Raw genomic sequence first — 26,694 nt, 5'->3', positions numbered from 1 at the left:
GTGCAAGTAATTCAGCGTAAATAATTTTTTGCAGGTGCCATGCACCAATTTTTATGGTGCATGGTATGGCATTACCCTCGCAAACCCAGGTGTTAATTATTGGTGCTGGTGCAGCAGGGCTTATGTGTGCAGCAGCTGCTGGTCAGCGTGGCCGTGCAGTGGTGGTGATCGATCACGCCAATAAGGTCGGTAAAAAAATTCTTATGTCGGGTGGCGGGCGCTGTAATTTCACCAATATGGATGTGCTGCCCAAAAACTATCTCTCCGATAATTCACACTTTTGCAAATCTGCGCTTGCGCGTTATACCCAGTGGGATTTCATCGCGCTGGTGCAAAAACATCAAATCCTTTATCACGAAAAAAAACTCGGTCAATTATTTTGCGATAACAAAGCGCAGGATATTTTGTCTATGTTGCTCGATGAGTGCGCGCAAGCGGGCGCCGATATTTATACATTGTGCGATATAGAGCAGGTTGTTGCATTGGCAGAGAGTGACTTGCCTATGCGCTATAAGGTGAAAACCTCGCTGGGTACGATTTATTGTGAGTCTCTGGTGGTGGCAACCGGCGGGCTTTCAATTCCAACTATGGGTGCAACAGGCGTTGGTTACGAATTGGCGGAGCAATTTGGGTTACCGCTAAAAGTTCGCACAGCGGGCTTGGTTCCTTTTACTCTTTCACCGGCACAGCTTGCGATATTTTCGCCCTGTGTTGGCAACGCGCTCGATGTTAACGTGAGTTGTGAAACTGCAAATGGTCAGATGAGTTTTGCGGAAGCTATGTTGTTTACCCATCGCGGCCTAAGTGGTCCGGCGATGCTGCAGATTTCGTCTTATTGGCAGCCAGGAAAAGAGCTGAGTATCAATTTATTGCCGCAGATAAATTTGGTTGATTTTTTAACCGAGCAACAACAGGTGCGGCCGAAGGTATTGCTCACCACCATTATGGGTGAGTTACTTACCAAAAATATCGCGCAGTGTTTTTGTGATCATTGGGCTGAGCAATGGAGTGGCAATCGCCCGATTAATCAATACACACCAAAGGAAGTGCAAATGATTGCTGAACACTTTCATGAGTGGCGAATTATGCCTGCGGGTACTGAAGGTTATCGCACCGCTGAAGTAACCTTGGGTGGTGTAGATACCAACCAGCTATCATCCAAAACTATGGAAGCAAAAACACAGGCGGGTTTGTTTTTTATTGGAGAGGTGGTTGATGTCACCGGTCATTTAGGCGGTTTTAATTTTCAGTGGGCTTGGGCCTCGGGTGTGGCGGCGGGTACTTATGTGTAAGTGGATTTGGCTAATCGATGAGGTTAAGTAATGGATAGTCAGAGGGGTTAAATAATGGGTGATGTGATCCAATTTAAAAAGCCGAGTCCATTTGATAAACACAAGGGTAAAACACTGTGTCGCAGTGGCTTTCATAAGTGGGAAGTGGTGAAAGAAAAACAATTTGATGTAAAGCAGGGCAAGTTGGTGACAATTTATAAATGCAGCCGCTGCGGTGAGCAAAAAGTAGAATTGAAATAAAGTGTCGCAGTAGTAAAAAACTCCATAAAAAAGGCTCCATTGCGGAGCCTTTTTAATTTAGGTCAGCAGCAGCACTTAGTGGTGATGATGACCGCCAGCGCCGTGGGCGTGGCCGTGGTTCAATTCTTCTTCGGTAGCAGCGCGCACTTCGGTGATTTCAACGTCAAAGGTTAAATCAACACCGGCCAATGGGTGGTTGCCATCAATAGTTACTTGGTCGCCTTCTACTTTGGTTACGGTAACGACTTGCAAGCCTTGTTCGGTTTCAGCGTGGAATTCCATGCCAACTTCAATATTGTCGATGCCGGTGAACATGTTAGATGGCAGCTCTTGCACCAAGCTGTCATCGCGCAGGCCGTAAGCTTCTGCCGCATTAACGGATACATTCAGTTTGTCGCCAACTACTTTGCCTACCAGTGCATCTTCCAGGCCGGGGATAATGTTGCCCGCACCGTGCAAGTAAGACAGCGGCTCGTGACCTTCAGAAGAGTCGAGCACTTTGCCTGAGCCGTCAGTTAATGTGTAGTGAAAGCTGGCAACGCAATTTTCAGAGATATTCATAAAGAGCCTTTTGGTTTAGGTAAGTAGGTTTAAGTGAATAGAGTTAATCAATATTGGTAAGTCGTTAAAATTTTTCGATGGCTTTGCCATTGCGCGATGCTTTGTGAATGTAAATGGTATACGCATCGCCTTTTTCTTCTTGCTGCAAACGAACCAGCAGATAGCTCCAGTCTTTGGCGAGCCAAGCGTAAGTGACACGTTCGTCGTTATCGCGGCTGCGCTTTACTTTAATGGTGTTCACTTTGCCCAGAGGGGTATCCAGCATCTCTTCACCGACAATGGTGAATTTGTATTCTTTCAGGCGACCGCCATCGGCGATTTGGTAAGTAAAGCTTTTTTGTCCGTTGAGTAGATCCTGTTGCATTTGGATTTGGTAGCTCAGCTTATCTTGCACTTTCTGCGCTATATCCATCTGCCAACTGGTTTTTTGTACGTTGTTGGTGACAGTTTTCTTTTTCCAGTCAAACGATAATTCTGCGGTGCGATCTTTGCCTACACCTCTCCGTGCATAACTGTAATGCAGCGGACTGACGGTTTGCTGTACCGGGTTCCACTGCAATTTGCTTTGCTCGGTAATGCTGCCGAGCATGGACTCAGCTTTAAATAACAGATCGTATTGATTGTCTGCTGTTTTGCTCAAACGGTTGGTGACGGTGATATTAAAACCGTAGAGTTTTGCTTTGTATTGGTTGTCGAAGGTTGTTGGGGCATCTGCTGCCGTGACAAAGGGTGATACAAGTGTGGCGACACATAGCGCTATAGCGCGAAGGCATTGCATAGGAGTTCCTTTTATGGCTCATTGGCCTTAATTTGATAGCCGCACGCGGGTAAAGTTTCACCTTTTAACACAGCTTTGCCTTCATCTGTCATCACCAAATCGCCTAGGGCAAACCATTTTACGGCGAGTGGATAGATTACATGCTCCTGACGTTGTACCCGTTTAGCTAGTAAATTGGCATCGTCATTTGCCAGTACGGGTACCACGGCCTGAATGGCGGCGGGACCACCATCCAGCTCGGCAGTGACAAAATGTACAGTAACTCCGTGCTCTTTTTCGCCTGCATCGAGCGCGCGCTGATGGGTGTGCAGGCCCTGGAATTTAGGCAGTAGCGAGGGATGTATGTTGAGCATTCGCCCTAAATAGTGTTGGGTAAATTCAGGGGTGAGGATGCGCATAAAGCCAGCCAGCACCACTAAACCGGGTGCATAGGCATCAATGGTGCGCATCAATTCCTGATCAAAGGCTTCGCGGCTGGCAAAGCTTTTGTGATCCAGTACAGCGGTGGGTATGCCTGCAGTTGCCGCGCGAGTTAAGCCCATTACATCGGGGCGATTACTGATTACCGCGGCAATCTCGATGGGCAGCTCACCTGCTGCTACACCATCGATCAGCGCTTGCAGGTTGCTGCCACTACCGGAGATAAGTACAACAACCTTCAAGGTTTTTACGTTGGAGTCGGACATGTGGTTAGAGGCCTTGCAGCTCAACCTGGTGTTCGTCACCAGTTGATTTAGCGATAGAGCCGATCACAAACGCAGTTTCGCCCGCTGCGCGCAGAATGCTCAGCGCGTTATCGGTTTCGCTCGCTGGAATCGCGATCACCATGCCCACACCGCAGTTAAAGGTGCGGTACATTTCGCGCACATCCACGTTGCCGCCTTTTTGCAGCCACTGGAATACCGGTGGAAAGGTCCAGCTCTTGGTATCGATAACCGCTTTGCAGCCTTCGGGCAATACCCGTGGAATATTTTCAGTCAGGCCACCGCCGGTGATGTGTGCCATGGCGTTTACGCTGGATTCTTTGATCAGCTTCAGGACTGATTTCACGTAAATGCGGGTTGGCTCCATCAGCGCGTCTGCCAAAGGTCTGCCACCGCAGTCTTGGGTCAGATCGGCATTGGTGACTTCGATGATCTTGCGGATCAATGAGTAGCCGTTGGAGTGAGGGCCGCTAGAGGTGAGGGCGATTAAGGTGTCGCCTTCTTTCACTTTGCTGCCATCGATAATGTCAGATTTTTCGACCACGCCGGTGCAGAAGCCAGCCAAGTCGTAGTCTTCGCCTTCATACATGCCGGGCATTTCAGCGGTTTCGCCGCCGACCAATGAACAGCCTGCCAGTTCGCAGCCGTCGCCGATACCGGATACCACTGCAGCAGCAACATCTACATTCAGTTTGCCGGTGGCATAGTAGTCGAGGAAAAACAGCGGCTCAGCGCCGGTGACTACCAAATCGTTAACGCACATGGCAACCAGATCGATACCGATGGTGTCGTGCTTTTGCAGGTTCATCGCCAAGCGCAGTTTGGTGCCTACACCATCGGTGCCTGATACCAGTACCGGCTGGCGATAGCCCGCAGGAATCTCACACAAAGCGGCAAAGCCACCCAGGCCGGCCATTACCTCGGGGCGACGGGTGCGTTTGGCGACGCTCTTAATACGCTCGACCAGCGCATCGCCAGCTTCAATATCAACGCCTGCATCTTTGTAGCTAAGGGATGGGGTAGGGTTTTGGTTTTGGCTCATAGGAAAGGGCTCACAGCTCTGGCAGTTGGACTGGTTGAAAAAAAGGCCGCCATTCTAACAGCTTATATGGTTGCTTGCAGGTTCAAAGCGCAGTGCCTGTGCAAGTAATTCTGTTTCCGCTGAAGAATAGGGTGCTGGTAATACGGGTTTTTGTTGAATGCTTCCCTAATTTGGTCTGCCGCGTACTTGTTTAAGCCTGTTACAATGCCGCCTCACTGCTTGTTGCTGACTGTATTTAGAGGTATTTCTGTTGCGTTTTCTGCATCTACGTCTGCTGGTTTCATCCTTGTCTGTATGCTTGAGTGTCGCGCTTGCCTGCGGTGCAAATGCGGGGCAAAAGGTCGATATCTATCGCACCGATACACTGGTGAAATCCCAATCCGAGCGCGAGCGCAACGCCGCTGCCCGTACCACCTTTGGCCAGTTGATCGTGCGTGTTTCCGGGCAGACCAGTGCGCTGGAGCATCCTGCTATCAAGGCTGCATTACCAAAAGCAGAGAATTATCTATTTGGTTTTAGTTACAAATCCTCTGCTGAAAAAATCACTGTCGATGGTAAAACCTTCCCGGCTGTTGGTTTGCAATTGAACTATGAACCTTTGGCGATTGAGCAATTATTGCGTGAGTCGCAATTGCCGCTGTGGCCTGCTATTCGCCCGAAAGTGCTGGTGTGGCTGGTAGCCAAAGACCCAGCCGGTTTGCGGTTGGTACCTGAGCTCACCGATTTACAGGCGATGCAGTTGCAGGCGGAGTATCGCGGCTTGCCACTGGTTTTCCCCAAGTTGGATTTGGAAGACACCCTGTCACTCAGTGCCAATGATTTGTGGGAATTGAATCTTGAAAAAATAAAAGCGGCATCGCTGCGCTACAAGGCAGATGCAATCTTGGTTGGGCGCTACACGCCTTCCAGTATGGGAGTGATCCCCGCGCCGGTGATCCCGGATGAGCAAACTGACGATTTGATCGATGCAGCATATGCAACATCGAGTAGTGCTTCCTCCTCTTCAGTGACGGCAAGCTCTAGACAAGCGGGCGATAACCTTGTGGTGGCCGAGCCAATTCCCGGCCCTTGGATGGGTGATTGGCAGTTGTTGCATGAAACTAGCGATCAATCTTTTGCCGATGAAACACCAGAAATCAAAGGCTTGTTTGTCGCCGCCATTGATCATGCTGCTGATTATTTTGCCCATCAATACGCCATCATGCCCACCAATCAAGGGCCACAAACGATTGTGTTGCACGTTGGCAATATCACCAGTTTTGGCGCGTTCAAGCAGGTGCAGGCTTATCTGAGTGAGTTGGCGATGGTGCAGCGAATGGAAGTGATGCAGGTTAATGCCGAAGGTTTGCGCGTGCGCTTAACAACTGAGGGCGATGCGCGCTTATTGATGAGTACGCTGGCGCTGGGGCGCCGTTTGGCGCCGCTGCAATCTGAATCTTTGACTGACCCACTTGCGCAAACACCTATGGTGGCAGCACCAGCAGATGATCAGGAATTAGCGTCTCTCGATACTGCTACCGATCCGGCAACAGCAGAAGGTATCGATGCCGACGCCATGGCGGAGCTGGATCAAGCCTTGGCGAATGAACAAATCCCTAGTATCACTCCCGAGCCGCAGGCGCTGGAAACAGCTCCTGTTTATGGCGGCACTGTTGAAAACCCTTTGATGTATGTGTGGCAGAAGTAGTTATGGTTAGCTTGCCCCAGCAATTGTCCTTGAGCGTCAACCTGAATGATGACGCCACGTTTGATAATTTCTATGCTCCCGCCCATACGCACAACGCGATGGTGGTGAAAGGCTTGCGCGATCAGTTGGATGATAGCGGTGAAGCCTTTGTCTATTTATGGGGTGCTCCTGGTTGCGGTTTGACGCACCTGTTACAAGCTGCCTGTCATCAAGCGCAAAGTATGGGCATGTCGGTACAGTATTTGCCACTGCGCGATTTGGTCGGTTATGCGCCGGACGAATTATTTACCGGTTTGGAAATGGTTGATCTGGTTTGTCTCGATTGCCTGCCTACCGTTGCTGGCCGCCCCGATTGGGAGTTGGCGATTTTTAATCTTTACAACCAACTGCGCGACCAAGGTAAACGCTTGTTGGTTGCCGCTGAGCACAGCCCACGCGAGCTGGCCTTAAGTTTGGAAGATTTGCGCTCCCGCTTGCAGTGGGGACTGACTTATCAGGTGCACAGCTTGAGTGATGACGATAAACAGCAAGCGCTGCAGATGCGCGCTCGTGCGCGCGGGTTGGAATTGAGTGAGGATGTGGCGCAATACATTATTCAACGCCTGCCGCGCGACACTAATGAGCTCTTTTGGCAGCTGGCGCGGCTTGATCACGCCTCGCTTGCCGAGCAACGTAAACTTACCATTCCTTTTGTAAAGAAAGTATTAGCGATTTGATCTCCCTCTGCTTCACCTCCAAACTCGGCTAAAGCTGATCACCACTTTAGGTTTTCACATAAAGCGGGACGTAGATAAGTTAGTAATACACTAATCTTGTTCCGCGTACTCAGCTTAACTATATAACGATAATCAGATTACGTTCATCACAACGACAACAGGTTCGAACGAGCCTGATTTGCAATGGAGAATCCCAATGGCTTTATTTATACCGACTCGTTTGGTGTCGGCGCTGGCACTTGTTGGCGCATCCAGTTTAATGCTTGGTTGCGGCAGCAGTGGCGGAGGCGGAGGCGGCACGGGTGCCAGTTCAATTAAGGCGACTTCATCCACCGCGACAGTTGCTAGCAGCAGTGCCGCTGTCAGTTCCAGCGCGGTGATTGCTGGGAGCATTAAGCTCAATCAGCTCGGATTCTTGCCCGAGTCGGCCAAATGGGCTGTGGTGCCTGCAGGCAGTGCGACCAGTTTCAAAGTGATCAGTACCACTACCAGTGCAGAAGTATTTAGCGGTAATTTAAGCGCAGCCGCTACTTGGAGCGCGTCAGAAGAGAGCGTCAAGTTGGCCGATTTTTCCGGCCTAAAAACACCGGGAGACTATCTCTTGCGGGTTGACGGCGTGAAGGATTCCTATGCCTTTACGATTGCAGCAGATGTTTACAGCGCTTTAACCGCCGCGAGCATCAAAGCCTTTTATTTCAATCGCAATAGCGCTGAATTGTTAACTGCACACGCAGGGATTTTTGCGCGTCCGCTTGGGCACCCCGACACCAATGTATTAGTGCATGCTTCCGCAGCAACCGCCGCGCGTCCTGCGGGCACAGTAATTTCCAGTCCCAAAGGTTGGTATGACGCGGGCGATTACAATAAATATATAGTTAACTCGGGCATTGCGACCTATTCACTGCTTGCGGCGTACGAACATTTTCCCGCAGTGTTTGATAATCAAAATTTGAACATCCCCGAAAGTGGCGACGCCATTCCCGATTTGCTTAACGAAGCACTGTGGAATCTGGAGTGGATGTTGACCATGCAGGACCCTAACGATGGCGGTGTTTATCACAAGCTCACCAACAAAAATTTTGATGGCATAGTGATGCCGCACCAGGCGACCAGCGAGCGTTATGTAGTGCAAAAAACCACGGCAGCGGCGCTGGATTTTGCCGCCGTTATGGCAACGGCCAGTCGCGTTGTTGCGCAATATGAAACCCAATTGCCCGGTATGTCCGCCAAGATGTTGGCTGCGGCAGAATCTGCGTGGAGTTGGGCAGTTGCCAATCCTGCAATTACTTATCAACAACCGAGCGATATAAAAACTGGCGAATACGGCGATGGTAATCTCAGCGACGAATTTGCTTGGGCCGCAGCTGAGTTGTACATCACTAGTAAAAAAGACGCTTATTACACCGCGATGAAACCAACGGAAACCCTTGCCACAGTTCCTTCGTGGGGGGACGTGCGCGGCTTGGGTTGGATTTCACTGGCGCATCACCGCGAGAATTTAACTGCAATCGCCGATAAACAATTAATTGCCAACCGTATCGATAGCCTCGCGGCAAATTTACAATCGGTTTGGGCGGCTTCGGCTTATCGCGTCACTATGCAGAAAAATGATTTTGTGTGGGGCAGCAACTCGGTGGCGCTGGGGCAGGCAATGATGTTGGTGCAAGGCTATCGTTTAAACGGTAAACGCGACTATCTGGATGCTGCGCAAGCGATGCTGGATTATGTACTCGGTCGCAACGCGACGGATATGTCGTTTGTAACGGGTTATGGTGATAAAGCAACAATGCATCCACATCACCGACCGTCGGAAGCCGATGGCATCGCGCAACCTATTCCCGGTTTTATCGCCGGTGGTCCGCAGCCGGGGCAGCAGGATAAATCCGGTTGTAATGTGCCTTATCCTTCCAGTATCGCCGCTAAATCCTATTTGGACGATTGGTGTAGCTATGCGAGTAATGAAATCGCTATTAACTGGAACGCGCCTTTGGTGTATGTATCTGCGGCGATTGAGGCGTTGACGCCGAAATAATAGAGATGTTTTCTCGAGATCAATATCACATAGAAAAGATGTATTTTTAATCTGGGGAGTCGTCATCCTCGCGTAGTGGGGATCCATAGGCTTAATTACTAAAAGCTGGACTCCCGCAAACGGGAGTGACGATGAAACAATAAATAAGCAGTTCGCCAGCCATTGCGCTGGCTTTTTTATGAGCAACCGATAAGAGTGTGATCGGTTAGCAAGATTGTATGGAGCAATGAAGCGCATGATTGAGCATTAAATTTTCCCATTCGGCTTATCGCACTACGAGGTAATCACTATGAAAACCTGCGTAAAAAAATGGCTAGTTATTACCAGTTGTTTGGGTTTTATTTCCTGTGGTGGCGGTAGTTCAGGTTCCGGTAATAAATCCACATCATCCATTGCAACAAGCACTGCACAGTCTTCAGCAAGCCTGATTAATTCTTCAGCTGTTTTTTCTTCTGCTCTTTCATCCAGTGCAGCGAGCATTGTATCGGGTTTGGCCGTTCGTCCATCCAATACGACTTGCCTTGCACCTGCGCCAATTACCGCCAGTGCACCGATCAGTATTAGTTGGCAAGCAGTGTTTCCTTCTCTGCCGAATATCGCTAACGCCACCAATTTATTGCAGGCACCTAATGACAATAGCTATTGGTACGCAACACGGCAGTCGGGCAGGGTAGTGCGTTTTCAAAATAATGCTAACGTCAATACATTAACCGAAGTATTAAATATTGAAGATCGCGTAGATTTTTCTGGCGGTGAGACTGGCTTGCTAGGTATGGCGTTTCATCCGCAATTCACCGTGAATCGCTATGTGTATTTCAATTATATTGGGCGCAACGCGAGTAATAATTTGGAGACTCGCGTGACACGATTTGAAGTATCTAGCAATGGAGTGATTAATCGCGATTCAGAAATTATTTTGCTGCGGTTCAATCAACCTTATTCGAATCACAACGGCGGACAAGTTGCGTTTGGCAGCGACGGATATTTATATATTAGTTCCGGTGATGGTGGCAGTGGGGGTGATCCTCAGCAAAACGGACAGAATAAAAATAATCTGCTCGGTAAAATCTTACGCATTGACGTCAATAACATCAGTGGCGGGCGCAATTACGCAATTCCTGCTGATAATCCATTTGCGACTACTGGCGGTGCAGCTGAAATTTGGGCCTATGGCTTGCGCAATCCTTGGCGTTTTAGTTTTGATCGGGAAACTAATGAATTGTGGGTGGGCGATGTGGGGCAGAGTGCATGGGAAGAGGTTAATTTGGTAACCGCTGGAGGAAATTACGGCTGGGGTGATATGGAAGGTGACTTTTGCTATAGCGGACGCGCCAATTGCTCTAGGGCTAATAAAATAAAACCGGTGTTGTCGATTAGTCACAATACTGGCGTGTGCTCAGTGATTGGCGGTTATGTTTATCGCGGGGCACAATATCCTGCCGCTTACGGAAAATATTTTTTCACCGATTACTGCGTTAATACCATGCAGTCAATCACACGTAACAGCAGCGGCACTGTTAGTGTTAGTAGTCACGGTAATGTGCCCCTCAATATAGTGTCTTTCGCGCAAGATAATTTAGGTGAGCTGTATGCACTTGGCCAATCAGGTGCCGGTACGCAAATCGTAAAAATGCAGGCCACTGGTGGAGAATTGCAGCCGGGCACAATGGCCGCGAGTTTATCGGCAACAGGCTGTGTCAACTCGGCAAATCCAACACTGCCTGCTGCGGCTATGATCCCCTATAAAGTTGCCAGCCCGTTTTGGTCTGATACGGCAGAAAAAGACCGCTATTTATCGCTGCCGAATAACACATCAATCGATTTAACCAGTGCCGGTGATTTTTTATTTCCTGTCGGCAGTGTGTTGATGAAACATTTCAAATTAAATAACCGTTATATAGAAACACGGTTGTTTGCACGCGGTGAACTAGGCTGGCAGGGTTTTAGTTACGAATGGCGCGACGATCAAACGGACGCGCGCTTATTATCCGACGGCAAAGAAAAACTAATTGAAGGTGTTCAATGGCAATACCCCAGTCGCGGCCAATGCCTCACTTGTCATACACAGGTCGCAAACTTTGCATTGGGTTTGGAAACTCTGCAACTCAATAATGCTATTCGCTACACCGCGAATGGTGTCACTGCACATCAATTGGATACGTTTGGCCATATCAATATCTTTTCCTCCGAGATTTCAGCTGCACAAAAAACAAAAACACTATTCGCGCTGGATGATACCAGCGCAACCCTCGCGCAACGTGCGCGCAGCTATTTGCACAGTAATTGTAGTAATTGTCATAGCCCAAGCGGCCCCACACCAGTAAATCTGGATTTGCGATTCAGCACAGCTTTGTCGTCAACCCTCACTTGCAATATGCAACCAGTAGCGGGCGATTTGGGTATCAGTAACGCACGTATCATTGCACCGGGTGAGCCCGAACGTTCAGTATTGCTTGCGCGTATGAAAGCGCGAGATGACAACCAAATGCCACCCTTGGGTTCGCATTTGGTTGATCAGGATGCGGTGGATGTTATAGCAGCCTGGATTGGTGGATTGACTGGCTGCAATTAGATAGATCGGCGAGAAAAGAATAGGGTGATTGGCAGGTGCACCCGCCAATCACAACTTTTAATGTTAAGGCGCCACACAATCCAAACATTGCACATAAATTCCCTGCGGGTCATTCATGTGTTGTAAATCGCTGAGTGGTTTCAACACGGGGGCGAGATTATTTAATACGTTAAGCGAGGTGAATTTTTCTAATAAGGATGTAGGTGCAAACATGCCTGCTTGGCCGCCGGTGAGTGAGCGCAGCAATTCTTCTTTGGGCGAAAGTGGGCGCTGCACAAATTTAACCGAATAGCTGCTGAGGTTGGCGGCTTGAGCAACTGCAACAATGACATCATTCAGTGTGCCCAGCTCATCGACCAAACCAATTTCTTTGGCTTTATTGCCAGTCCATACATGGCCTTGGGCGATTGCATCGATTGCACTGATTTCTTGCTTGCGAGCATCGGCTACTAACGTGATAAAACGTTGGTAAATATGATCGACACCCATTTGAATTATTTTGCTGGCTTTGTCTGACAATGGGCGATCCAGGCGCATGGTGCCGGCCAATTCGGTGGTGCCTACACCGTCAGTATTGATGCCGATTTTTTGCAGGGAATTTTCCAAAGTCGGAAATGCACCGAAGACACCAATCGAGCCGGTGATAGTGGTGGGTTGCGCCCAGATTTTATCGCCAGCGGTGGCGATCCAATAGCCGCCGGATGCAGCGACTGTGCCCATGGAAATATAAATGGGGATTTTTTTCTCGCGCAGGGCGATAACTTCCGAGCGAATAATTTCAGAGGCAAAGGCGCTGCCGCCGCCGGAGTCGATACGAATCACCAAGGCATTGATGCTCTTGTCATCTCTTACTTGGCGCAGTAGTTCCAGCATGCTTTCGCTGCCGATGCTGCCATTGGGTTGGTGGCCATCGACGATCGAGCCGGAGGCTACAATGACGGCGACTTTACCTTTTTTCACTGAAGGTGTTTTGCGAATATCGGCAAGATAGGATTTAACCCCAACACCGTTATACCAATCTCCGTCTTGGCTTTTGCCTGCTTGTTTGAGCAGCATTTTTTCCATGCCCTGACGCGAGATCACTTTGTCGATTAATGCTTTTTCCAATGCGAGCTGAGCGCTATTGCCGGTGGTTAACGCCATGTGTGCATCGATATTGTTGATGTAATCGTTGATGCTACCCGGCGGTAATTTACGGCGGCTTTCAATGTTGCCGGTATAACTGCTCCAGAGTTCGTTGATCCACTGGGCGTTATGTTCGCGCGATTCTGCCGACATATCGTCGCGCAGATAGGGTTCCAAATAATCTTTGTATTTACCGGAACGGAAGGCGTGAATGGTGACGCCGAGTTTATCCAGCGCAGTTTTGTAATAGTTCATGTAGCGGCCATAACCGGTAATTTCGATCATGCCCATTTCATGCAGATAAATTTCATCGGCAAAACTGGCGAGGTAGTATTGGTCTTGCGAATAATTGTCACTGACCGAGATAATTTTTTTACCGGCATTTTTAAAATTTTCTAACGCTTGGCCAATCTCGTCCATTTTGCTAATGCCGCCACCGAGCAAGCGGCCGGGTTCCAATACCAGCATGGTTACCCGTTTGTCTTTTGCCGCTTTGTTGATAGCCTTAACAAGGTCTCTTACGACTGTTTCATTTTCTTCCGGATCTTCATCGGATAAGAGCATGCTGGTTGGATCTATATGGCTGCGCTGATCGACCAGTAAACCAGTGGGTGCAAGGCGCAGCGCAAAGCTGTCTGGCAATGGTTGTGGTGCACTTGCACTTATAGCGACGATAAAAATAATCAGAAAAATGATAAACACAGTGTTCATCAGTGCATTGCGAAACCAGGTAATGCCTGCGCCTAACCCACCAAAAAAAATCTTCCAGGCGCTGCGTTTTTTTGGCACGGGCAGTTGCGGTGCGGTGTGTTTAGGTTGCGCGGAATTGGGTTGCGCAGAGTCGGGCGCTGCAGGTGGCTCGTAATAATTCACAGACACAATAACTTCCTTCTGAAAAATTTATGAATGGTTGCTTTTGGTAGACAAATAATAATTCCAGTATTGCAGCCAGCGGCTGGTCATCATCGCGGCGATAAAGAGCGTAGAGACAAGAATGGTCATGAGCCAATAGCTCCAGTGCCAGCTGCTCATCAGCAGCGGGATGATAATCAGGAAATACATCAGCAAAACAAAACACATCCAGCTGTAGGTGCGATGTTTGGGTTTGAGCAACCCCGGAATAAAAATCAGCAGCGGAAATATTGAAACTAACCAAGTTGCCAGTTTTACATTGTCATTCACAACATAATTGAGTGTGAACACAATCAGCAGTGCGATGTAACAGCTATTGCACAGGAGTTGACCAATGCGCAATTTTTTATGCAGTACAACTGAATCTGCATCGCTAATCACAATAACTTTTTTGGGTTTTTCTGCGGTGTGTGCGTCATTGTGTTCTGGTGTGTTAGTCATACATCAACCTTGTGTTTTATACGGGAGCTTCAGTACGAAGTTTCAGTGAGAAAGTTTTAACGCGAGTGTTGCGATACGTTTGCCCAGCGCCTGGCACAGCGCAATTTCGTCGCCGCTCAATTTGGTGGGTGTATCGCCACTGGCGAGATGGGATGCCCCATAAGGTGTGCCTCCCGTGCGTGTACTGCTGACGGCCGCTTCGCTGTAGGGAATGCCCGCAATCACCATACCCTGATGCAACAGCGGTAACATCATGGAGAGTAGAGTGGATTCTTGCCCGCCGTGCAAGGTTGAGGTTGAGGTAAACACAGCGGCGGGTTTATTGATTAAATCGCCATTTAGCCAAAGGCCACTGGTGCCATCGAGGAAATATTTCATCGGCGCGGCCATATTGCCAAAGCGAGTAGGGCTGCCGAGGATTAAACCGCTGCAATGTTTTAAGTCGTCTTCGCTGCAATAAAGCGCACCACTAGAGGGAATTGCTGCTTCAGTGGCCTCGGTGACGGTGGATACCGCAGGTACAGTGCGCAAGCGCGCTTCAATGCCACTGACTTGTTCAACACCACGCGCAATTTGTTTTGCCATTTCGAGGGTTGAGCCGTTGCGGCTGTAGTACAAAACTAAAATATACGGTGTCATAGAATGGTCTTTACGTGTTCGGGTGGTCGGCCGATCACGGCTTTGTCGCCATTGATTGCAATCGGTCGTTCAATGAGTTTAGGGTTTTCTACCATCGCTTTAATCAGCGCCGTTTCACTGAGTTTTTCATCGGCAAGATTCAATTCTTTGTAGGCATCTTCACCTTTGCGCAATAAATCGCGCGCGCCTATGCCTAATTTGCTCAGTAGGGCTTTTAAGGTTTTAGCGTTGGGCGGTGTTTCCAAATAGAGAATGATCTCGGGTTCCTGCCCTTGTTCACGCAACAGGCTCAGCGCCTCGCGCGATTTTGAGCAGCGCGGGTTGTGATAAAGTGTGATCATAATTGTCTCTTGATAAGGTTTATTCATAATGGCAGCGGCAGATTATAACGGCTGCGCCCCCGACTTGGTTTAAGGATTTAACGTTATGCTTCGCTCATCCTCATTTGTTGAGTTTATCCATACACGATATCGTTGGTTGAGAGGATTTCTGTCGCTGATGATACGCCAGTATCAAGCCAAATCATGCCAGAAGAGTGCCGCATCGCTCACCTACGTCACCCTGTTTGCCACTGTGCCGATGATGACAGTGACCTATTCCATGTTTTCGATTATCCCGGCCTTTCAGGATCTTGGCGATCAATTGCAATCATTGTTGTTCGAACACTTTTTGCCCAATAGTGAACAGGATTTGGGTAAATACCTGAAAGACTTTTCTGCACAAGCACGCAATCTGACCGTATTTGGTTTGGCATTTTTGTTGGTATCTGCCTATTTGATGCTCAAAAATATCGAGCAAAATTTTAATGGCATCTGGGGGGTATCGCGCGGTCGGCGCGGCGTTGCCAATTTTTTACTCTATTGGGCAATTCTGAGTTTGGGGCCGCTACTGCTCGGCGCCGCATTGGGCATGAGCACCTACCTTGCCTCTTTGCGTCTGTTAGTCGGCCCTTACGATAGTTTGGGTGTTATTGAGTGGACTTTTCGGTTTGCACCTTGGGTACTAACTTGGGCTGCATTCACGCTGTTGTTTGTCGCTGTACCTAATTGCAAGGTGTCAGTAAGGCACGCCATGATCGGCGGTTTTTTTACCACGCTCGGCTTTCAGGGATTAAAAGCGGCGTTTGGCTGGATTGTCGGCCATTCGTCATTCACCCTGGTTTACGGCGCTTTTGCTGCCTTGCCCTTGTTTTTGTTATGGGTCAATTTGATTTGGACGGTAATTTTGGGGGGCGCGGTTTTTGTGCATGCCATTGGCGCGCACCAAGTGGTGCTGCGGGATCGTAATTATCCGGATCTATTTGCCAGTTTAATGATTCTTTGGCGCTGTTATAGCGCTTCGGGGCAGGGGGCTGCGGTAGCGGAACGGGAGCTTGCGCAAGGGTTGGCTGCAGGGCAGTGGCAACGTCTCCGCGATGCATTGGTGAAAAAGCATGTGATTAGTACGGATTATCAAGGGGACTATTTGCTCAGTCAGAATCTTCAGCTACTAAGCCTGAATCAGTTGAGCGATATTGTAGCCTTGCCCCGTCAGCTTCCGGAGGATCAAAGTGACCTTGTCCATGTGCCTTGGGGGCGGGAGGCTATTCGTGTTTTGGGCGGTGTGGATGAGTGTAGTAAACAATTATTGAATGTTTCAGTGGCTGAGCTTTTTGAGCGGCAACCTGTTGTACCGCGCAGTCAAGCGCTTAATGCTGATTAATGCAACGCAAAGCTGGGTAAAAAACTCGCTCAGGGTAAAAATCCCTGACTATACTCTTCAGTGCTCACTGATTTTTGACTCTTGTGCTAAATGGTCAGGTCAGTATTTAACCTGTATCTCTCATTTCACCAATTAAAAGAAACGTTTACCCAATGGCGACACCTCTACTGATTTGTGATGATTCTATGATGGCGCGCAAGCAAGTCGCGCGCTCCCTCCCTGAAGGCTGGGATGTCGATATCACCTTTGCCGCCAACGGTGTCGAGGGTTTGCAGGCTATTCGTGAAGGCAAGGGCGAGATGGTATTTCTTGACCTGACGATGCCGGAAATGGACGGGTATCAAGTATTGGAAGCGGTAAAAACGGAAGGGTTGGATACCATGATTATCGTCATCTCTGGCGATATTCAGCCGACTGCTCATGCGCGCGTCACTCAATTGGGTGCTATTGAGTTTATTCAGAAACCAGTTAATCCAGAAAAACTGGCGGCGACTTTAAAAAAATTTGGATTGATCTAAAAAGAAATTTGGATTGATCCAATCCGCTAGTTTTTTTTCACCTGACCCGCTAGATTGCCCCGCATTCAATTGCGGCAACTAATCTACCGGTATTTTTATGCAATTTTCTCGCTTTGGGCAAAAACTCTGTACCGATGCTGGCATAGTCTCCTTGATGGATGACTTGGGCGAAGCATTGCGTGTCAATCCCGACATGATTTTTATGGGCGGCGGTAACCCCGCGCGTATTCCTGCGATGGAGCAGGCGTTTGAAGAGGCGCTGCGTGCAACACTCAATAATCCTGATGAAACCCACCAGCTGTTAGGTGTATACCAACCGCCACAAGGCGATGCTGACTTACTGGATAGCATCGCCAACTTGCTGCACAACGAATATCAATGGCCGATTACACGGGCGAATATTGCACTCGCCAACGGCAGCCAATCGGCCTTTTTTGTGTTGTTTAATTTGTTTGCCGGCGATTATGCCGACGGTTCTAAAAAGCGCATTCAATTACCGCTTACGCCGGAATATTTGGGTTACAGCGATTTAGGTATCAGCGCGGATTTTTTTACCGCCACGCGTCCCAGTATCGAAATGTTGCCCGATGGTTTTTTTAAATATCACGTAGATTTTGCACAGCTCAAGATTACCGGCGAGACAGGTGCGCTTTGTGCATCGCGCCCGACTAATCCCACTGGCAATGTCATCAGTGATGAAGAGTTATTAAAGCTCGATGCTTTAGCGCGAGTGCATCAAGTCCCGTTTATTGTTGATGGTGCTTACGGCACACCCTTCCCGAATATTATTTTTGCCGCTGCTGAACCTCATTGGAACGATAACACTATTCTTGTGCTCAGCCTTTCCAAATTGGGTTTGCCCGGCGCGCGTACCGGTATAGTGATCGCAAACCCTGACATCATTAATGCCTTCGCTAAAGCCAATACTATTTTAAGTTTAGCTACGGGGAATTTTGGCCCGGCACTCGCGCGGCACTTAATGGAAGAGGGAAAGATTTTGCAATTAAGTCGTGAGGTCGTTGCGCCTTTTTATCGTGCGCGTATGGAGCACGCAGTTGCAACCTTTAAAAAACATCTTGGCGACTTGCCGTGTTATATCCACAAACCGGAAGGCGCGATTTTTCTGTGGCTCTGGTTTAAAGATTTGCCTATTAGCAGTGAAGAGCTGTATCAGCGATTAAAAGTGCGCGGTGTTTTAGTTGTCTCCGGCCATCATTTCTTTCCCGGTTTGGCGGGTGATTGGCAACACTGTCATGAGTGTATTCGTGTGACTTATTGTCAGGATGCCACTGTAGTAGAGCAGGGTGCGCAGATTATTGCCGATGAGGTAAGAAAAATTTTCAATTCATAAACAATAATCTCGCGGACTCTATTTTTTTTGAACTTAGTTTGGATGCTTATTTGTTTTTAGCATGCGCACCAAGGTGCGGTCGCGTTTAAGAAAGTGGTGCACCAGCGCTGCACCCGCGTGAATTATTACGAGAGCCATTAATCCCCACGCAACGTATTTATGAGTTAGCCCTGCGATGTTGAGCTGCTCATTTTCTAGCAGTATAAATGACGGCATTTGGAATAGGCCAAACACATTAATCGATTGTCCCTCAGCGGTGCAGATTAAATAACCGCTAATCAAAATGGCGAACAAGCTCACGTAGAGCACCAGTTTGCTCAGTGCTATTCCCATTTTTACGAGGAAAGAATCGACCAGTGTCTTTGGGGTTTTACTGGTGAGGCGCCATAGCAGCCTGATGCTCACCACGCCAAATAAAACAATACCTAAAGCGTAATGTAGATGGGCAATTTCCAAGTAATCAGGTGAGTAGTAGCCATAGCTAGTCAGATAAGCGCCAAGGCCAAATAAAAACAAAGTTAATCCAGCACTTAACCAATGGAAAAAAATACTGACAATACCGAAATTATGGTGGGAGTCTCTGATCATTATTTTTTCTCGCGTTATTTTTATAGGATTATTCGGGGAATTTTTTTGATGCGGCTAAATACGGTGTTGCTAAAAAGAAATATTACAGCGGGGGAATATAAATGAAATCGCCTTGCGGCGCCAGACAATAACATTCCGGCACCGCAGGGCAGAAGGGCTTATAGGCCTGCGATAATCGAGCCGCCCCAGTTACGGTAAGCCGTACTGTTAGGGCTTTGATCTGCACGCATTTTCAATGCAAGCGTGTGGAAGATATCAGCTTGGGTTTTACCGCCAATATCCAGCACGCGGCCGCCAGTAATGCCTGCACCTGCAACCAACATAGGTACGTCGTCATTGCCGTGAGCATCAGCAAGGCCCATGTCGGACAGTTGCGTCACAATCGTTGAGCTTAACAGGCCAGCAGTATTCAGCTTATCCAGCAGATACTTAGTTAAACCCTGCATGTAAGCAATGTCTTCGGTGTACTGCGCTTGATTAAAGTGATGCGATTGGTGAGATGAACGACCACCTAATTTATCAAAGATATGGTTGTGTGCGTCTGAACCAAATGCAACGGACACCGATGCGGTTAGATTACAACTCAGTGCTAACACAGCGATATCAACTTGCATTTTTGCCAGTGCATCGAAACCAGTCACCGCAGTGCTAGCTGGTTTTGGACAGGAACCGCCACCACCGCCACCACTACTACCACCAGAGCCGATTGCAGCTTCGATTTCCTGAATTGCCGTAAAGTGGCTATCCAGTTTTTCTTTTTCATGCTGCCCCAGTTTAGTTTTTAAACTGTTAACTGCAGGGTAGTGCAGATCTACAATCGATTTTCTCGGCGCTGTACCGGTAGAGGGGGTTGAGCCACCGCTAAACAAAATGTCCATTGCTGTCTGAGGGCTAGTAATAGTTGGTTTGCTAGCACTGCCTTCACGGCTAAGTTGTGATTCTTCAGTGGTGCCCACGTTGAGATATTTAACCGGGTAGTTCGCACCAATGGTGCGCCCCATGTTTACATCAAAACTGTCTCTGGAGAAGCTGCCGTTATCGAAGCGATGGAACATGATGCCGTGTCCAGCGCCAGTCAACTTGGCGCTTTTCATAATTGCGATTCGACTGTAGTTGGATTGCAGTGGTGCCGACTGGGCGGGCAGTGTGCTGCCAGTTGGGTACCACAAGTGCGGTTGGCAACCGCCGCCAGAAAACACTAAACAGCTCTTGGTTGGTACGCCACTTTGTGCTTCTGCAACACGCGCCAACATGACTCCGCCAATCAGGCTGGAAGCTTGCAGCAATCCGGCAGAAATACCGGCGCGCTGTACGATGCGCAGAAAGTCTCTGCGCTCTTTATCGAAGCAGTCTCTATATCTCATTTTTATTTACTCCAATTCGTTAACAAGGCGAGGGGAAAAGGGGCGCGCATTAGCGCACCCACTCCTTCCGGTACATCACAGATTCCAATGCAGGAATTTCTTCCAACATTGCACGTGGGCCTCTAGTTGATAGTACGTTGGTCAAATTAGTTACATCACAGCGGTAAGCATTTTCCTCAGCTGGGCTGATGCGCTTGTAGCCAACATCTCTATCGGAGTCGATCAGGAAGATTGAGTTAATACCTGAACTATAGCTTACGAACTGGGTTGCCAGACAGGTCTTGGCCAAGCTCGATAATTCCGGATGCTCAACAATGGTACGTGCGAGATCTTTAGCGCCATTGAATTTAATTTCTGGCTTGTAAAGTACGCGATCCGGATCGTTCAGGAACTGGAGCTGTGGATAGGGCGAGTAGAAAGTGCCACTAGACACAATTGCATTGCCTTTCAGATCGGTTGAGCGAACACGGCCAGCTGTGTCGAAGTTCTCCAAACCGCCACCCAATGGATTGATGATCTCAGCATGGCAGTTAGAACAGGTAGTTCCGCCAGTGATGCGATCAAAAATCATCCGTTGTGTGGTGTGTGGGTTTTCATAGAACTCTCTGTCTTGTGCAAACAAGGCTTCGCGATCCAGGCTTACACCTGACGGTGGCTCAGGAATATCCTGGCACATCAATTTACGACGAATCGCTACTGCACGGGTGATCATGTTGGAGTCAGTCGTGCTGGCATAACGCGACAAGAACGCACCTGAAGTCAGGATACCACCGCGGTCACTGGTCGTTACACGGGCAAAGCCGTCTGCATCCAGAGTGCCGGTCAAGGTCACGCCGTAGTGGGTCGCTAAGCGTTGGTTGACGTGGGTATAGCTTGGATTGTAGATATTGGCAAAATTACCATTAGCTTCAAGCATTGCGTAAGAGAAGTTTTTACCCAGCTCGTTCTTCATATCTGCGCCAAGCGTTGCGAAATTGCTCACTGCTGGTTTAGTGAGTGTTTCGATTTTCTCGGTCAGCAACCAGCGGTTTACCAAATCTGTCAGGAGCAATTTAGTATTGGCTGAGTTGAGCAAGGTTGCCGCTTGAGTACGTATGCCAGCAGCAGTATCGAGTGTGCCATTACCTGCAGCAGTCAGTAGTGCAGTGCTTGGTGTGGTACCGGTGAAGGTATACGCCATGTAGGTTGCCATTTCGTAACCATCAAGTTTGTAAGCTCCGCCGCTTGATAGCGTTCCGACCTCTGAACGATACAAGAACTGCGGTGATGACAGCATGGCGGTCAGCGCAACTTTCATACCGTCGGTGACGGTACGGCCACCGGTAGTACCATTAGCGACAGCTACGTACGCAGATTGCTCAGTAGTAGTCAGAGGGCGACGGAAAATACGTGGACCCAAGGTGTTTACTAGTGTGTTTGCACAACTAGTAGATGGTGTGCAGCTGAGCACCGCATTCCAACGTGTAGCTACATCATCGGCGATGCGTTCAGCATTGGCCAAATAGCTGGTGTAGCGAGTCTTATCAATCGACAGGGTGTTGTTGTTAACAAACGCGCCTGACACAAAGTCATCGGGCAAGCTTGCAGTCACATCGGCTTGATAACCTACCAAATCTCTTACAGAACGCTGATATTCCAGTTTGGTCAGCAAGCGCAGGGTCCGTTGACCGTATTTCTCCACGTTTGATGGACAGCTGAAGTACTTAACTTGATTGTCCGGTATACCGTCGCTGGCTTTGCGGAGCGTCCAAATGTGAGCTTCCAAATCTGCAGCACATTGGCCGGTGCATGAACCTTCACCACCAGGCGGCATCCACAGCGCAATAAATTCTCTCAGAGTACGATCCTGAGTATCATTTCTGTGACGATAGAAAGTGCGGTTAGGATTGAGTGCTACAGCTGCAGCCGTTCCATTCGCATTTTTTGCGCCGTCCACACCGTGGCAACCAACACAGCCACGAGTGCCCCATAAGGTTTTCCCATTCGCAGCATTGCCTACGATTGTGCCCGTACTGCTAGAGCTACCAGAACTGGTTGGTGGAGTGCTGCTAGATGAACCTGCTGAGGTTATCGGCGCGCTAGATGAGCTGCCTACCGAAGATCCGGCAGTCGCATACACCAGTGACAACGGAGCAGTCGCAGCAGCGGGGATACTGTCGGTGTAGCTGATGACTTTGTAGTCATAGCTGCCAGCGGCAGTCAGGCTGTCAGCGAAGCTCACACTGTTAGCCGCCGCATTGGTGAGGGTGGCCCATTGACCGGTAGTCCCCGCCAGTTTACGACGAACCAGGAAGCCGGTTTCGTTGTTGCTGACATCAGCCCAGTTGAGGTTAGCGGTGCCAGTGGCGTTGCTGACAGTACCGGTCAGGCCGGTAGCGGCAGCAGGCGCAGCGGCCAAGCTAATCGCTGGAATGTTGGTGGGGTTGTCGCGGTTCAGGAACATCTTGAAGTAAACCGGTACTTTCTCACCAATGGTTGAGAGACCTGCAATCGCACGCAGGGCTTCAACACCGGCATTCAGATCGAAATCAACGGAGTTGATCACAATGGGTTTGCGCGGTGAGAAGCTGACGCTGTTGTTGGCGTGTTTTACCACCAGGGCATCAAACGTCAATGCTTTCACGATGCCGTGCAGAACCAGATTACCGGTAAGGGTTTGAACACTGGTGCTACCAGGAGCCATTGCATCGATTACCGCCAGGTCGAGCTGGGTGGTGAAGTGCAGGCTAGGCAAGTAGTTGGATTCAAACAGCATGCTCTGCATACGTGGATCGCGCACTACGTTGTTGGTGCTGATACTGGCGAGCGGAATGGTCAGTGTGGCTTGACCATTGGTGGCGACAGTACCGGTCAGCTGACTAAAGGTCATGCTTTCAGGTGTTTCGGCACCGGCAAGGCTCTTTTTAACGGTCACGAAGTTAAAGGTGGATTTGCTGGCATCGAGCAACCAGCGTGCGGCCACGGTGGGCGCTACGCTGCTGGAAGACACACTGCTAGGGGTGCTGCTTCTGCTGCTGGAAGACACGCTGCTGGGCGCCACGCTGCTTGGAACGCTGCTGGCGGCACCGCCACAGGCTGCACCGTTGAGGGTGAAGGCAGTGGGTGCGGTACCTGGGTTATTGACAATAAATCCGAACGACGCGGTGCCGTTAGCGGGTAGATTGCCGTTGTAACCGGCGTTTTTCACACAGACATTTTTACCGGTTTGGGTATGGGTACCATCCCAGAGGTTGGCAATCGTGTCATTGCCCGCGTAAGTCCAGCAGAGTTCCCAGCTGGTTTTAGCGGCACTGGTATTGGTGATGGTGGTGGTAATTTGCGCACCATTGCCCCAGCTGTTGACGGCAGCATAATTCACACTACAGGCTCCCTGGGCGATAGCGCCGCTGGAAGCCATGATGCCCAGGGTTACCCCGCAGGAGAGCATCGACAGTTTCAATAATTTTTTCATGATAGGTTCTCTCTAAGCTTCATCCAATTAACGGGCGTCAAAGACGAGCGCGAAGTCCACAGGCACGGCCACACTGATCGATCCGAGGCCAGCGATTGCGCGCAGAGCCTCCACACCATCGGCGAGTGCATAGTCGCCAGCCTTGATCAGGATGGGCGATAAGCTTTGTACCAGGACGCGGTTAGCCGACAGTTTCTGGATGGAGACTTTGGTGGTAATCGCACCGGTCACACCATGCAGGTTCAGGCTGGCAGAGATATCGGTCGCTGAACTTTGACCAACGGCAAGGCTGCTGATCGCATTAGCGGGAACAGTGACCGTGATGGTGGCGGTTGGATAGGTTGCTGTTTCGAACAACAGATCGCGCATACGCTGATTGCGGATGTCGATACCGGTGCTCACTGTGGCCAGATCGATAGTCAGGGTGGCTACCCCGGCTGCACTGATGTCACCGCTGAGGCCAGTAAAGCTATGCACTTCCACGTTGTGGGTGTTTTTGGCAGTTACGAAGTTCAGGTAAGACGCGGTGGTATCCAGAGTCCATGCAGCGGTCGTAGCAGCAGAAGAGCTTGAGCGGCTGCTTGAGCTGGGTGCTACAGAGCTTGGCGCTGAAGAGCTTGGAGCCACAGAAGATGGTGCTGATGAGGATGGCGCCACAGAGCTTGGTGTGCTGGAGCGGCTTGATGGAGCAACAGAGCTTGGTGCACTTGAGCTTGCAGGCGGTGGTGTCGCACCACAACCGATAGGTTGGGTAGACACAACGATGTCATCCATCCAAACGTCAGCAGAACGGCCGCTGAAGCTGTGGAAACCAAACATCACATAGTTGAACTTATCGCTCATCCAATCAGCACCCAAGGCACCGTTGTTCCAATCGTTAGCCGAGGTAATGGAGTGAACTTCATTGCCGTTCACGCGCATTCTCAAGGTGTCATAAGCCAGATCCGCCAGATAATCCACCTCAACGCAGTACCAGGTATTGGCCGCCATTTGCGGGCCTGAGTACCATTGGCTCATTTTCGGGGCGATGTTATCGCTTGGGATATGGTTGGTACCTAAAACGCCTTTGATTTGACCAACACGGATTTCATCGTTGGCATCTTTGGTCTTTTTCAGGCCAAGAATGTGCTCGTGGTTGTCGCCGGCTACATTGCCCATCGCTACGCTCATATTCACGTACGCACGGGTATACAGACGTTGGGTGCCAGCAGGCAGGGCGCGGATGATTTGCGCAGGTGCAGCGCCGCCTTTGAAGCGAATGGACTTGCCACCGCTGTAAGACTTGGAACTGTCAATCAACGCATATTGTGCACCGGAGGTGGTATTGCTGTTGTTTGGAACCCAGCCAATGAAGTTTTCCCAACCGCTTGGTTGAGTATTTACCGCACCGCTTTCAAAGGTTTCGCTGAACAGAACGCCTGCGCCGTTGTTCACAGAAGATGCTACAGAGCTTGGCGCTACTGAACTTGGTGCCACTGAACTTGGGGTGCTAGAGCGTGAGCTGCTGGGTGCAACACTAGACGGTGCAACACTGGATGGTGCCGCGCTCGAGGTAGATCCACCGTTCTGGCTAATCATATTGTTGCGTACCAAGGTACCTGAAGCGGTCAATTGCGCTGCCGTCCAGCCACCGTTAGCACTGGCATTTGGCACTAGCGCAGAAGAGCCTTCTGCCTTGTCATTCAATGCCCAGTTAGCATGGCTGATACCGTTGGTTTTGAGGAAGCTCAACCAAGCATTGGTTTCAGCGGTATTAACCGCCCCATTACCATCGGCATTCACTGAACCCCATTCGGTGACAAACAAGGCAATACCGTTGTTCAACGCGGTTTGTGCTTTGTCGCGCAGGGATTGCTTGTGGGTGCCCGCATAGAAGTGCAGGGTGTAAGCGATGTTGCTATACGCGGTGATCTTGTCTTGCGAGGCAACATCCACGTCTTGTGACCAGGTAGGAGTACCTACGATGATCAGGTTGTCCGGGTCAATCGCACGGATTTCCTTGATTACATCGGTCGCATAAGGCTTGATCACGTTGCTCCAGGATACCTGTAGCGGCTCGTTGTATACCTCATAAATCACGTTGTTGTAGTTGCCGTACTTGGTCGCCATCTCTTTAAAGAAGGTGATAGCAGCGGCTTTATTGTTTTCAGCGGTATGGGTATGCCAATCGATGATCACATACATGTTGTTAGCAATGGCCGCGTCGATCACAGTCATGGCGCGAGTCTTGTTAGACGAGTCGGTCAGTAAACCGCCGGACTCTTCAACGCCTACCGCCACACGGATCAGATTGGCTTTCCAGTCAGACTTCAACCAAGCCACGGTTTGGGCGTTGTAGTATTTCTCGCCACCCCACCCCGTATTGCTCCAGAACAAGCTCATACCTGCCAGATTGGCTGGTTGGCCATTGGCGGTTACTTTGTTGCCCTGTACTACCAATGGCGCTACACCTTGAGGCGTGCCGTTGGAAGAAACAGAAGAGCGTGAACTGGATACGCCGGGAATTGACGAAGGAGCTGCAACAGACGATGCCGCCACCGATGATGGGGTAGTGCCACCGCAGGCGGTACCCGTGATGACGGGGATTTGAGCCGCTGCTGCGCCCTTGCTGCCCTGGAAGCCAAACTCAACAGTTTGATTGGGCGCAATACTCGCATTCCAGCTTAGGTTACTGGCGGTATAAGGGTTGCTACCACTGAAATTGGCGTTGTAGCTACTGGTAACGCGGTTGTCGCCGCTGTACTGCCAGTTAACGGTCCAGCCATTGATCGTACTAGTCCCATCGTTGGTTATTCTTATCTTGGCGTCGAATCCATTATTCCACTGGTTGTTAATCACATACTGGCAACCAGCATATGCGGTAGTGGAAAGAGTGGATACAGCCAGGGAGAACCCTACCGCATAGAGGGAGCGTTTTAGGGCTCCATCCAGGCGAGGGGTGATCGCAGAGGCTTTAAAGCTACTCATAGTGTCTTCCTCG

At 49.7% G+C, this 26,694-nt stretch carries 21 protein-coding genes; 9 read left to right on the top strand and 12 right to left on the bottom strand.

Annotated elements, in window-relative coordinates; all coding sequences use genetic code 11:
- Window positions 1-65 precede the first annotated feature (65 nt).
- Together AC2CG4_RS09875 and AC2CG4_RS09870 are read left to right on the top strand one after the other, a co-directional pair.
- Window positions 66-1,292, top strand: a complete 1,227-nt coding sequence (locus tag AC2CG4_RS09875) for a BaiN/RdsA family NAD(P)/FAD-dependent oxidoreductase (protein ID WP_484486099.1) — start codon at window positions 66-68, stop codon at window positions 1,290-1,292.
- Window positions 1,293-1,346: 54 nt separating this feature from the next.
- The gene (locus AC2CG4_RS09870) at window positions 1,347-1,532 is read left to right on the top strand and encodes a hypothetical protein (protein WP_062058844.1); all 186 of its coding nucleotides are present in this window, start codon (window positions 1,347-1,349) and stop codon (window positions 1,530-1,532) included.
- Between the two features lie 75 nt (window positions 1,533-1,607).
- Here AC2CG4_RS09870 and AC2CG4_RS09865 read toward each other — a convergent pair whose 3' ends face one another.
- The 4 genes from AC2CG4_RS09865 to purM all read right to left on the bottom strand — a co-directional run bounded on the left by AC2CG4_RS09865 (window position 1,608) and on the right by purM (window position 4,617).
- The gene (locus AC2CG4_RS09865; protein ID WP_062058841.1) at window positions 1,608-2,093 is read right to left on the bottom strand and encodes an FKBP-type peptidyl-prolyl cis-trans isomerase; all 486 of its coding nucleotides are present in this window, start codon (window positions 2,091-2,093) and stop codon (window positions 1,608-1,610) included.
- 64 nt (window positions 2,094-2,157) lie between these two features.
- Window positions 2,158-2,871, bottom strand: coding sequence for a DUF3108 domain-containing protein (locus tag AC2CG4_RS09860; protein ID WP_484486098.1), 714 nt, complete (start codon window positions 2,869-2,871; stop codon window positions 2,158-2,160).
- Between the two features lie 11 nt (window positions 2,872-2,882).
- Window positions 2,883-3,557, bottom strand: coding sequence for a phosphoribosylglycinamide formyltransferase (purN, locus tag AC2CG4_RS09855; RefSeq protein ID WP_484486097.1), 675 nt, complete (start codon window positions 3,555-3,557; stop codon window positions 2,883-2,885).
- Window positions 3,558-3,561: 4 nt separating this feature from the next.
- Window positions 3,562-4,617, bottom strand: a complete 1,056-nt coding sequence (purM, locus tag AC2CG4_RS09850) for a phosphoribosylformylglycinamidine cyclo-ligase (protein WP_484486096.1) — start codon at window positions 4,615-4,617, stop codon at window positions 3,562-3,564.
- A 250-nt stretch (window positions 4,618-4,867) separates the two neighbouring features.
- Between purM and AC2CG4_RS09845 the strand changes: the two genes are divergently transcribed.
- From AC2CG4_RS09845 to AC2CG4_RS09830, 4 genes are all read left to right on the top strand, one after another.
- On the top strand, window positions 4,868-6,304 hold the full coding sequence (locus AC2CG4_RS09845; RefSeq protein ID WP_484486095.1) for a DUF2066 domain-containing protein: 1,437 nt from the start codon (window positions 4,868-4,870) through the stop codon (window positions 6,302-6,304).
- A gap of 2 nt (window positions 6,305-6,306) precedes the next feature.
- Window positions 6,307-7,020, top strand: coding sequence for a DnaA regulatory inactivator Hda (gene hda / locus AC2CG4_RS09840; protein WP_062058826.1), 714 nt, complete (start codon window positions 6,307-6,309; stop codon window positions 7,018-7,020).
- A 196-nt stretch (window positions 7,021-7,216) separates the two neighbouring features.
- Window positions 7,217-9,052, top strand: a complete 1,836-nt coding sequence (locus tag AC2CG4_RS09835; protein WP_484486094.1) for a glycoside hydrolase family 9 protein — start codon at window positions 7,217-7,219, stop codon at window positions 9,050-9,052.
- A gap of 289 nt (window positions 9,053-9,341) precedes the next feature.
- Window positions 9,342-11,624 carry a PQQ-dependent sugar dehydrogenase gene (locus AC2CG4_RS09830; RefSeq protein WP_484486093.1) on the top strand — a complete coding sequence of 761 codons (2,283 nt, stop codon included), beginning with the start codon at window positions 9,342-9,344 and terminating at the stop codon, window positions 11,622-11,624.
- A gap of 63 nt (window positions 11,625-11,687) precedes the next feature.
- Here the strand turns inward: AC2CG4_RS09830 and sppA are convergent, their stop codons facing one another.
- Genes sppA through arsC form a run of 4 tightly spaced genes read right to left on the bottom strand, consistent with a single transcriptional unit; the run spans window position 11,688 to window position 15,082 of the window.
- Window positions 11,688-13,628 carry a signal peptide peptidase SppA gene (gene sppA, locus AC2CG4_RS09825; RefSeq protein WP_484486092.1) on the bottom strand — a complete coding sequence of 647 codons (1,941 nt, stop codon included), beginning with the start codon at window positions 13,626-13,628 and terminating at the stop codon, window positions 11,688-11,690.
- Between the two features lie 21 nt (window positions 13,629-13,649).
- On the bottom strand, window positions 13,650-14,102 hold the full coding sequence (locus AC2CG4_RS09820; protein ID WP_484486091.1) for a DUF2069 domain-containing protein: 453 nt from the start codon (window positions 14,100-14,102) through the stop codon (window positions 13,650-13,652).
- A gap of 42 nt (window positions 14,103-14,144) precedes the next feature.
- On the bottom strand, window positions 14,145-14,741 hold the full coding sequence (gene wrbA / locus AC2CG4_RS09815; protein WP_484486090.1) for an NAD(P)H:quinone oxidoreductase: 597 nt from the start codon (window positions 14,739-14,741) through the stop codon (window positions 14,145-14,147).
- A complete protein-coding gene (gene arsC, locus AC2CG4_RS09810; RefSeq protein ID WP_484486089.1) occupies window positions 14,738-15,082 on the bottom strand; it encodes an arsenate reductase (glutaredoxin) in 345 nt (114 codons plus the stop codon). The genes wrbA and arsC overlap by 4 nt, the downstream gene beginning before the upstream one ends.
- Before the next feature lie 85 nt (window positions 15,083-15,167).
- Here arsC and AC2CG4_RS09805 point away from each other — a divergent pair, with 85 nt between their 5' ends.
- The 3 genes from AC2CG4_RS09805 to AC2CG4_RS09795 all read left to right on the top strand — a co-directional run bounded on the left by AC2CG4_RS09805 (window position 15,168) and on the right by AC2CG4_RS09795 (window position 18,311).
- Window positions 15,168-16,442, top strand: coding sequence for a YihY family inner membrane protein (locus AC2CG4_RS09805; protein ID WP_484486088.1), 1,275 nt, complete (start codon window positions 15,168-15,170; stop codon window positions 16,440-16,442).
- A 152-nt stretch (window positions 16,443-16,594) separates the two neighbouring features.
- Window positions 16,595-16,960 carry a response regulator gene (locus AC2CG4_RS09800; RefSeq protein ID WP_484486087.1) on the top strand — a complete coding sequence of 122 codons (366 nt, stop codon included), beginning with the start codon at window positions 16,595-16,597 and terminating at the stop codon, window positions 16,958-16,960.
- Window positions 16,961-17,057: 97 nt separating this feature from the next.
- The gene (locus AC2CG4_RS09795) at window positions 17,058-18,311 is read left to right on the top strand and encodes a valine--pyruvate transaminase (protein ID WP_484486086.1); all 1,254 of its coding nucleotides are present in this window, start codon (window positions 17,058-17,060) and stop codon (window positions 18,309-18,311) included.
- 33 nt (window positions 18,312-18,344) lie between these two features.
- On the opposite strand, the gene AC2CG4_RS09790 is transcribed toward AC2CG4_RS09795, so the two are convergent.
- The 4 genes from AC2CG4_RS09790 to AC2CG4_RS09775 form a co-directional block, all read right to left on the bottom strand.
- Entirely contained in the window at window positions 18,345-18,899 is a 555-nt protein-coding gene (locus AC2CG4_RS09790; protein WP_484486085.1) for a cytochrome b, read from the bottom strand.
- A gap of 158 nt (window positions 18,900-19,057) precedes the next feature.
- Complete coding sequence (locus tag AC2CG4_RS09785; RefSeq protein ID WP_484486084.1) at window positions 19,058-20,263, bottom strand: DUF1552 domain-containing protein; 1,206 nt, start codon at window positions 20,261-20,263, stop codon at window positions 19,058-19,060.
- 49 nt (window positions 20,264-20,312) lie between these two features.
- Window positions 20,313-23,714 (bottom strand): DUF1592 domain-containing protein, encoded by a 3,402-nt coding sequence (locus tag AC2CG4_RS09780; RefSeq protein ID WP_484486083.1) that lies wholly within the window; start codon window positions 23,712-23,714, stop codon window positions 20,313-20,315.
- 27 nt (window positions 23,715-23,741) lie between these two features.
- Entirely contained in the window at window positions 23,742-26,681 is a 2,940-nt protein-coding gene (locus AC2CG4_RS09775; RefSeq protein WP_484486078.1) for a cellulase family glycosylhydrolase, read from the bottom strand.
- Between the last annotated feature and the right edge of the window lie 13 nt (window positions 26,682-26,694).

The sequence above is a fragment of the Cellvibrio sp. ATLC23 genome (assembly GCF_057196725.1).
Note: the sequence above shows the minus strand (reverse complement) of the source record. Positions and strands in the feature narration are given on the sequence as shown.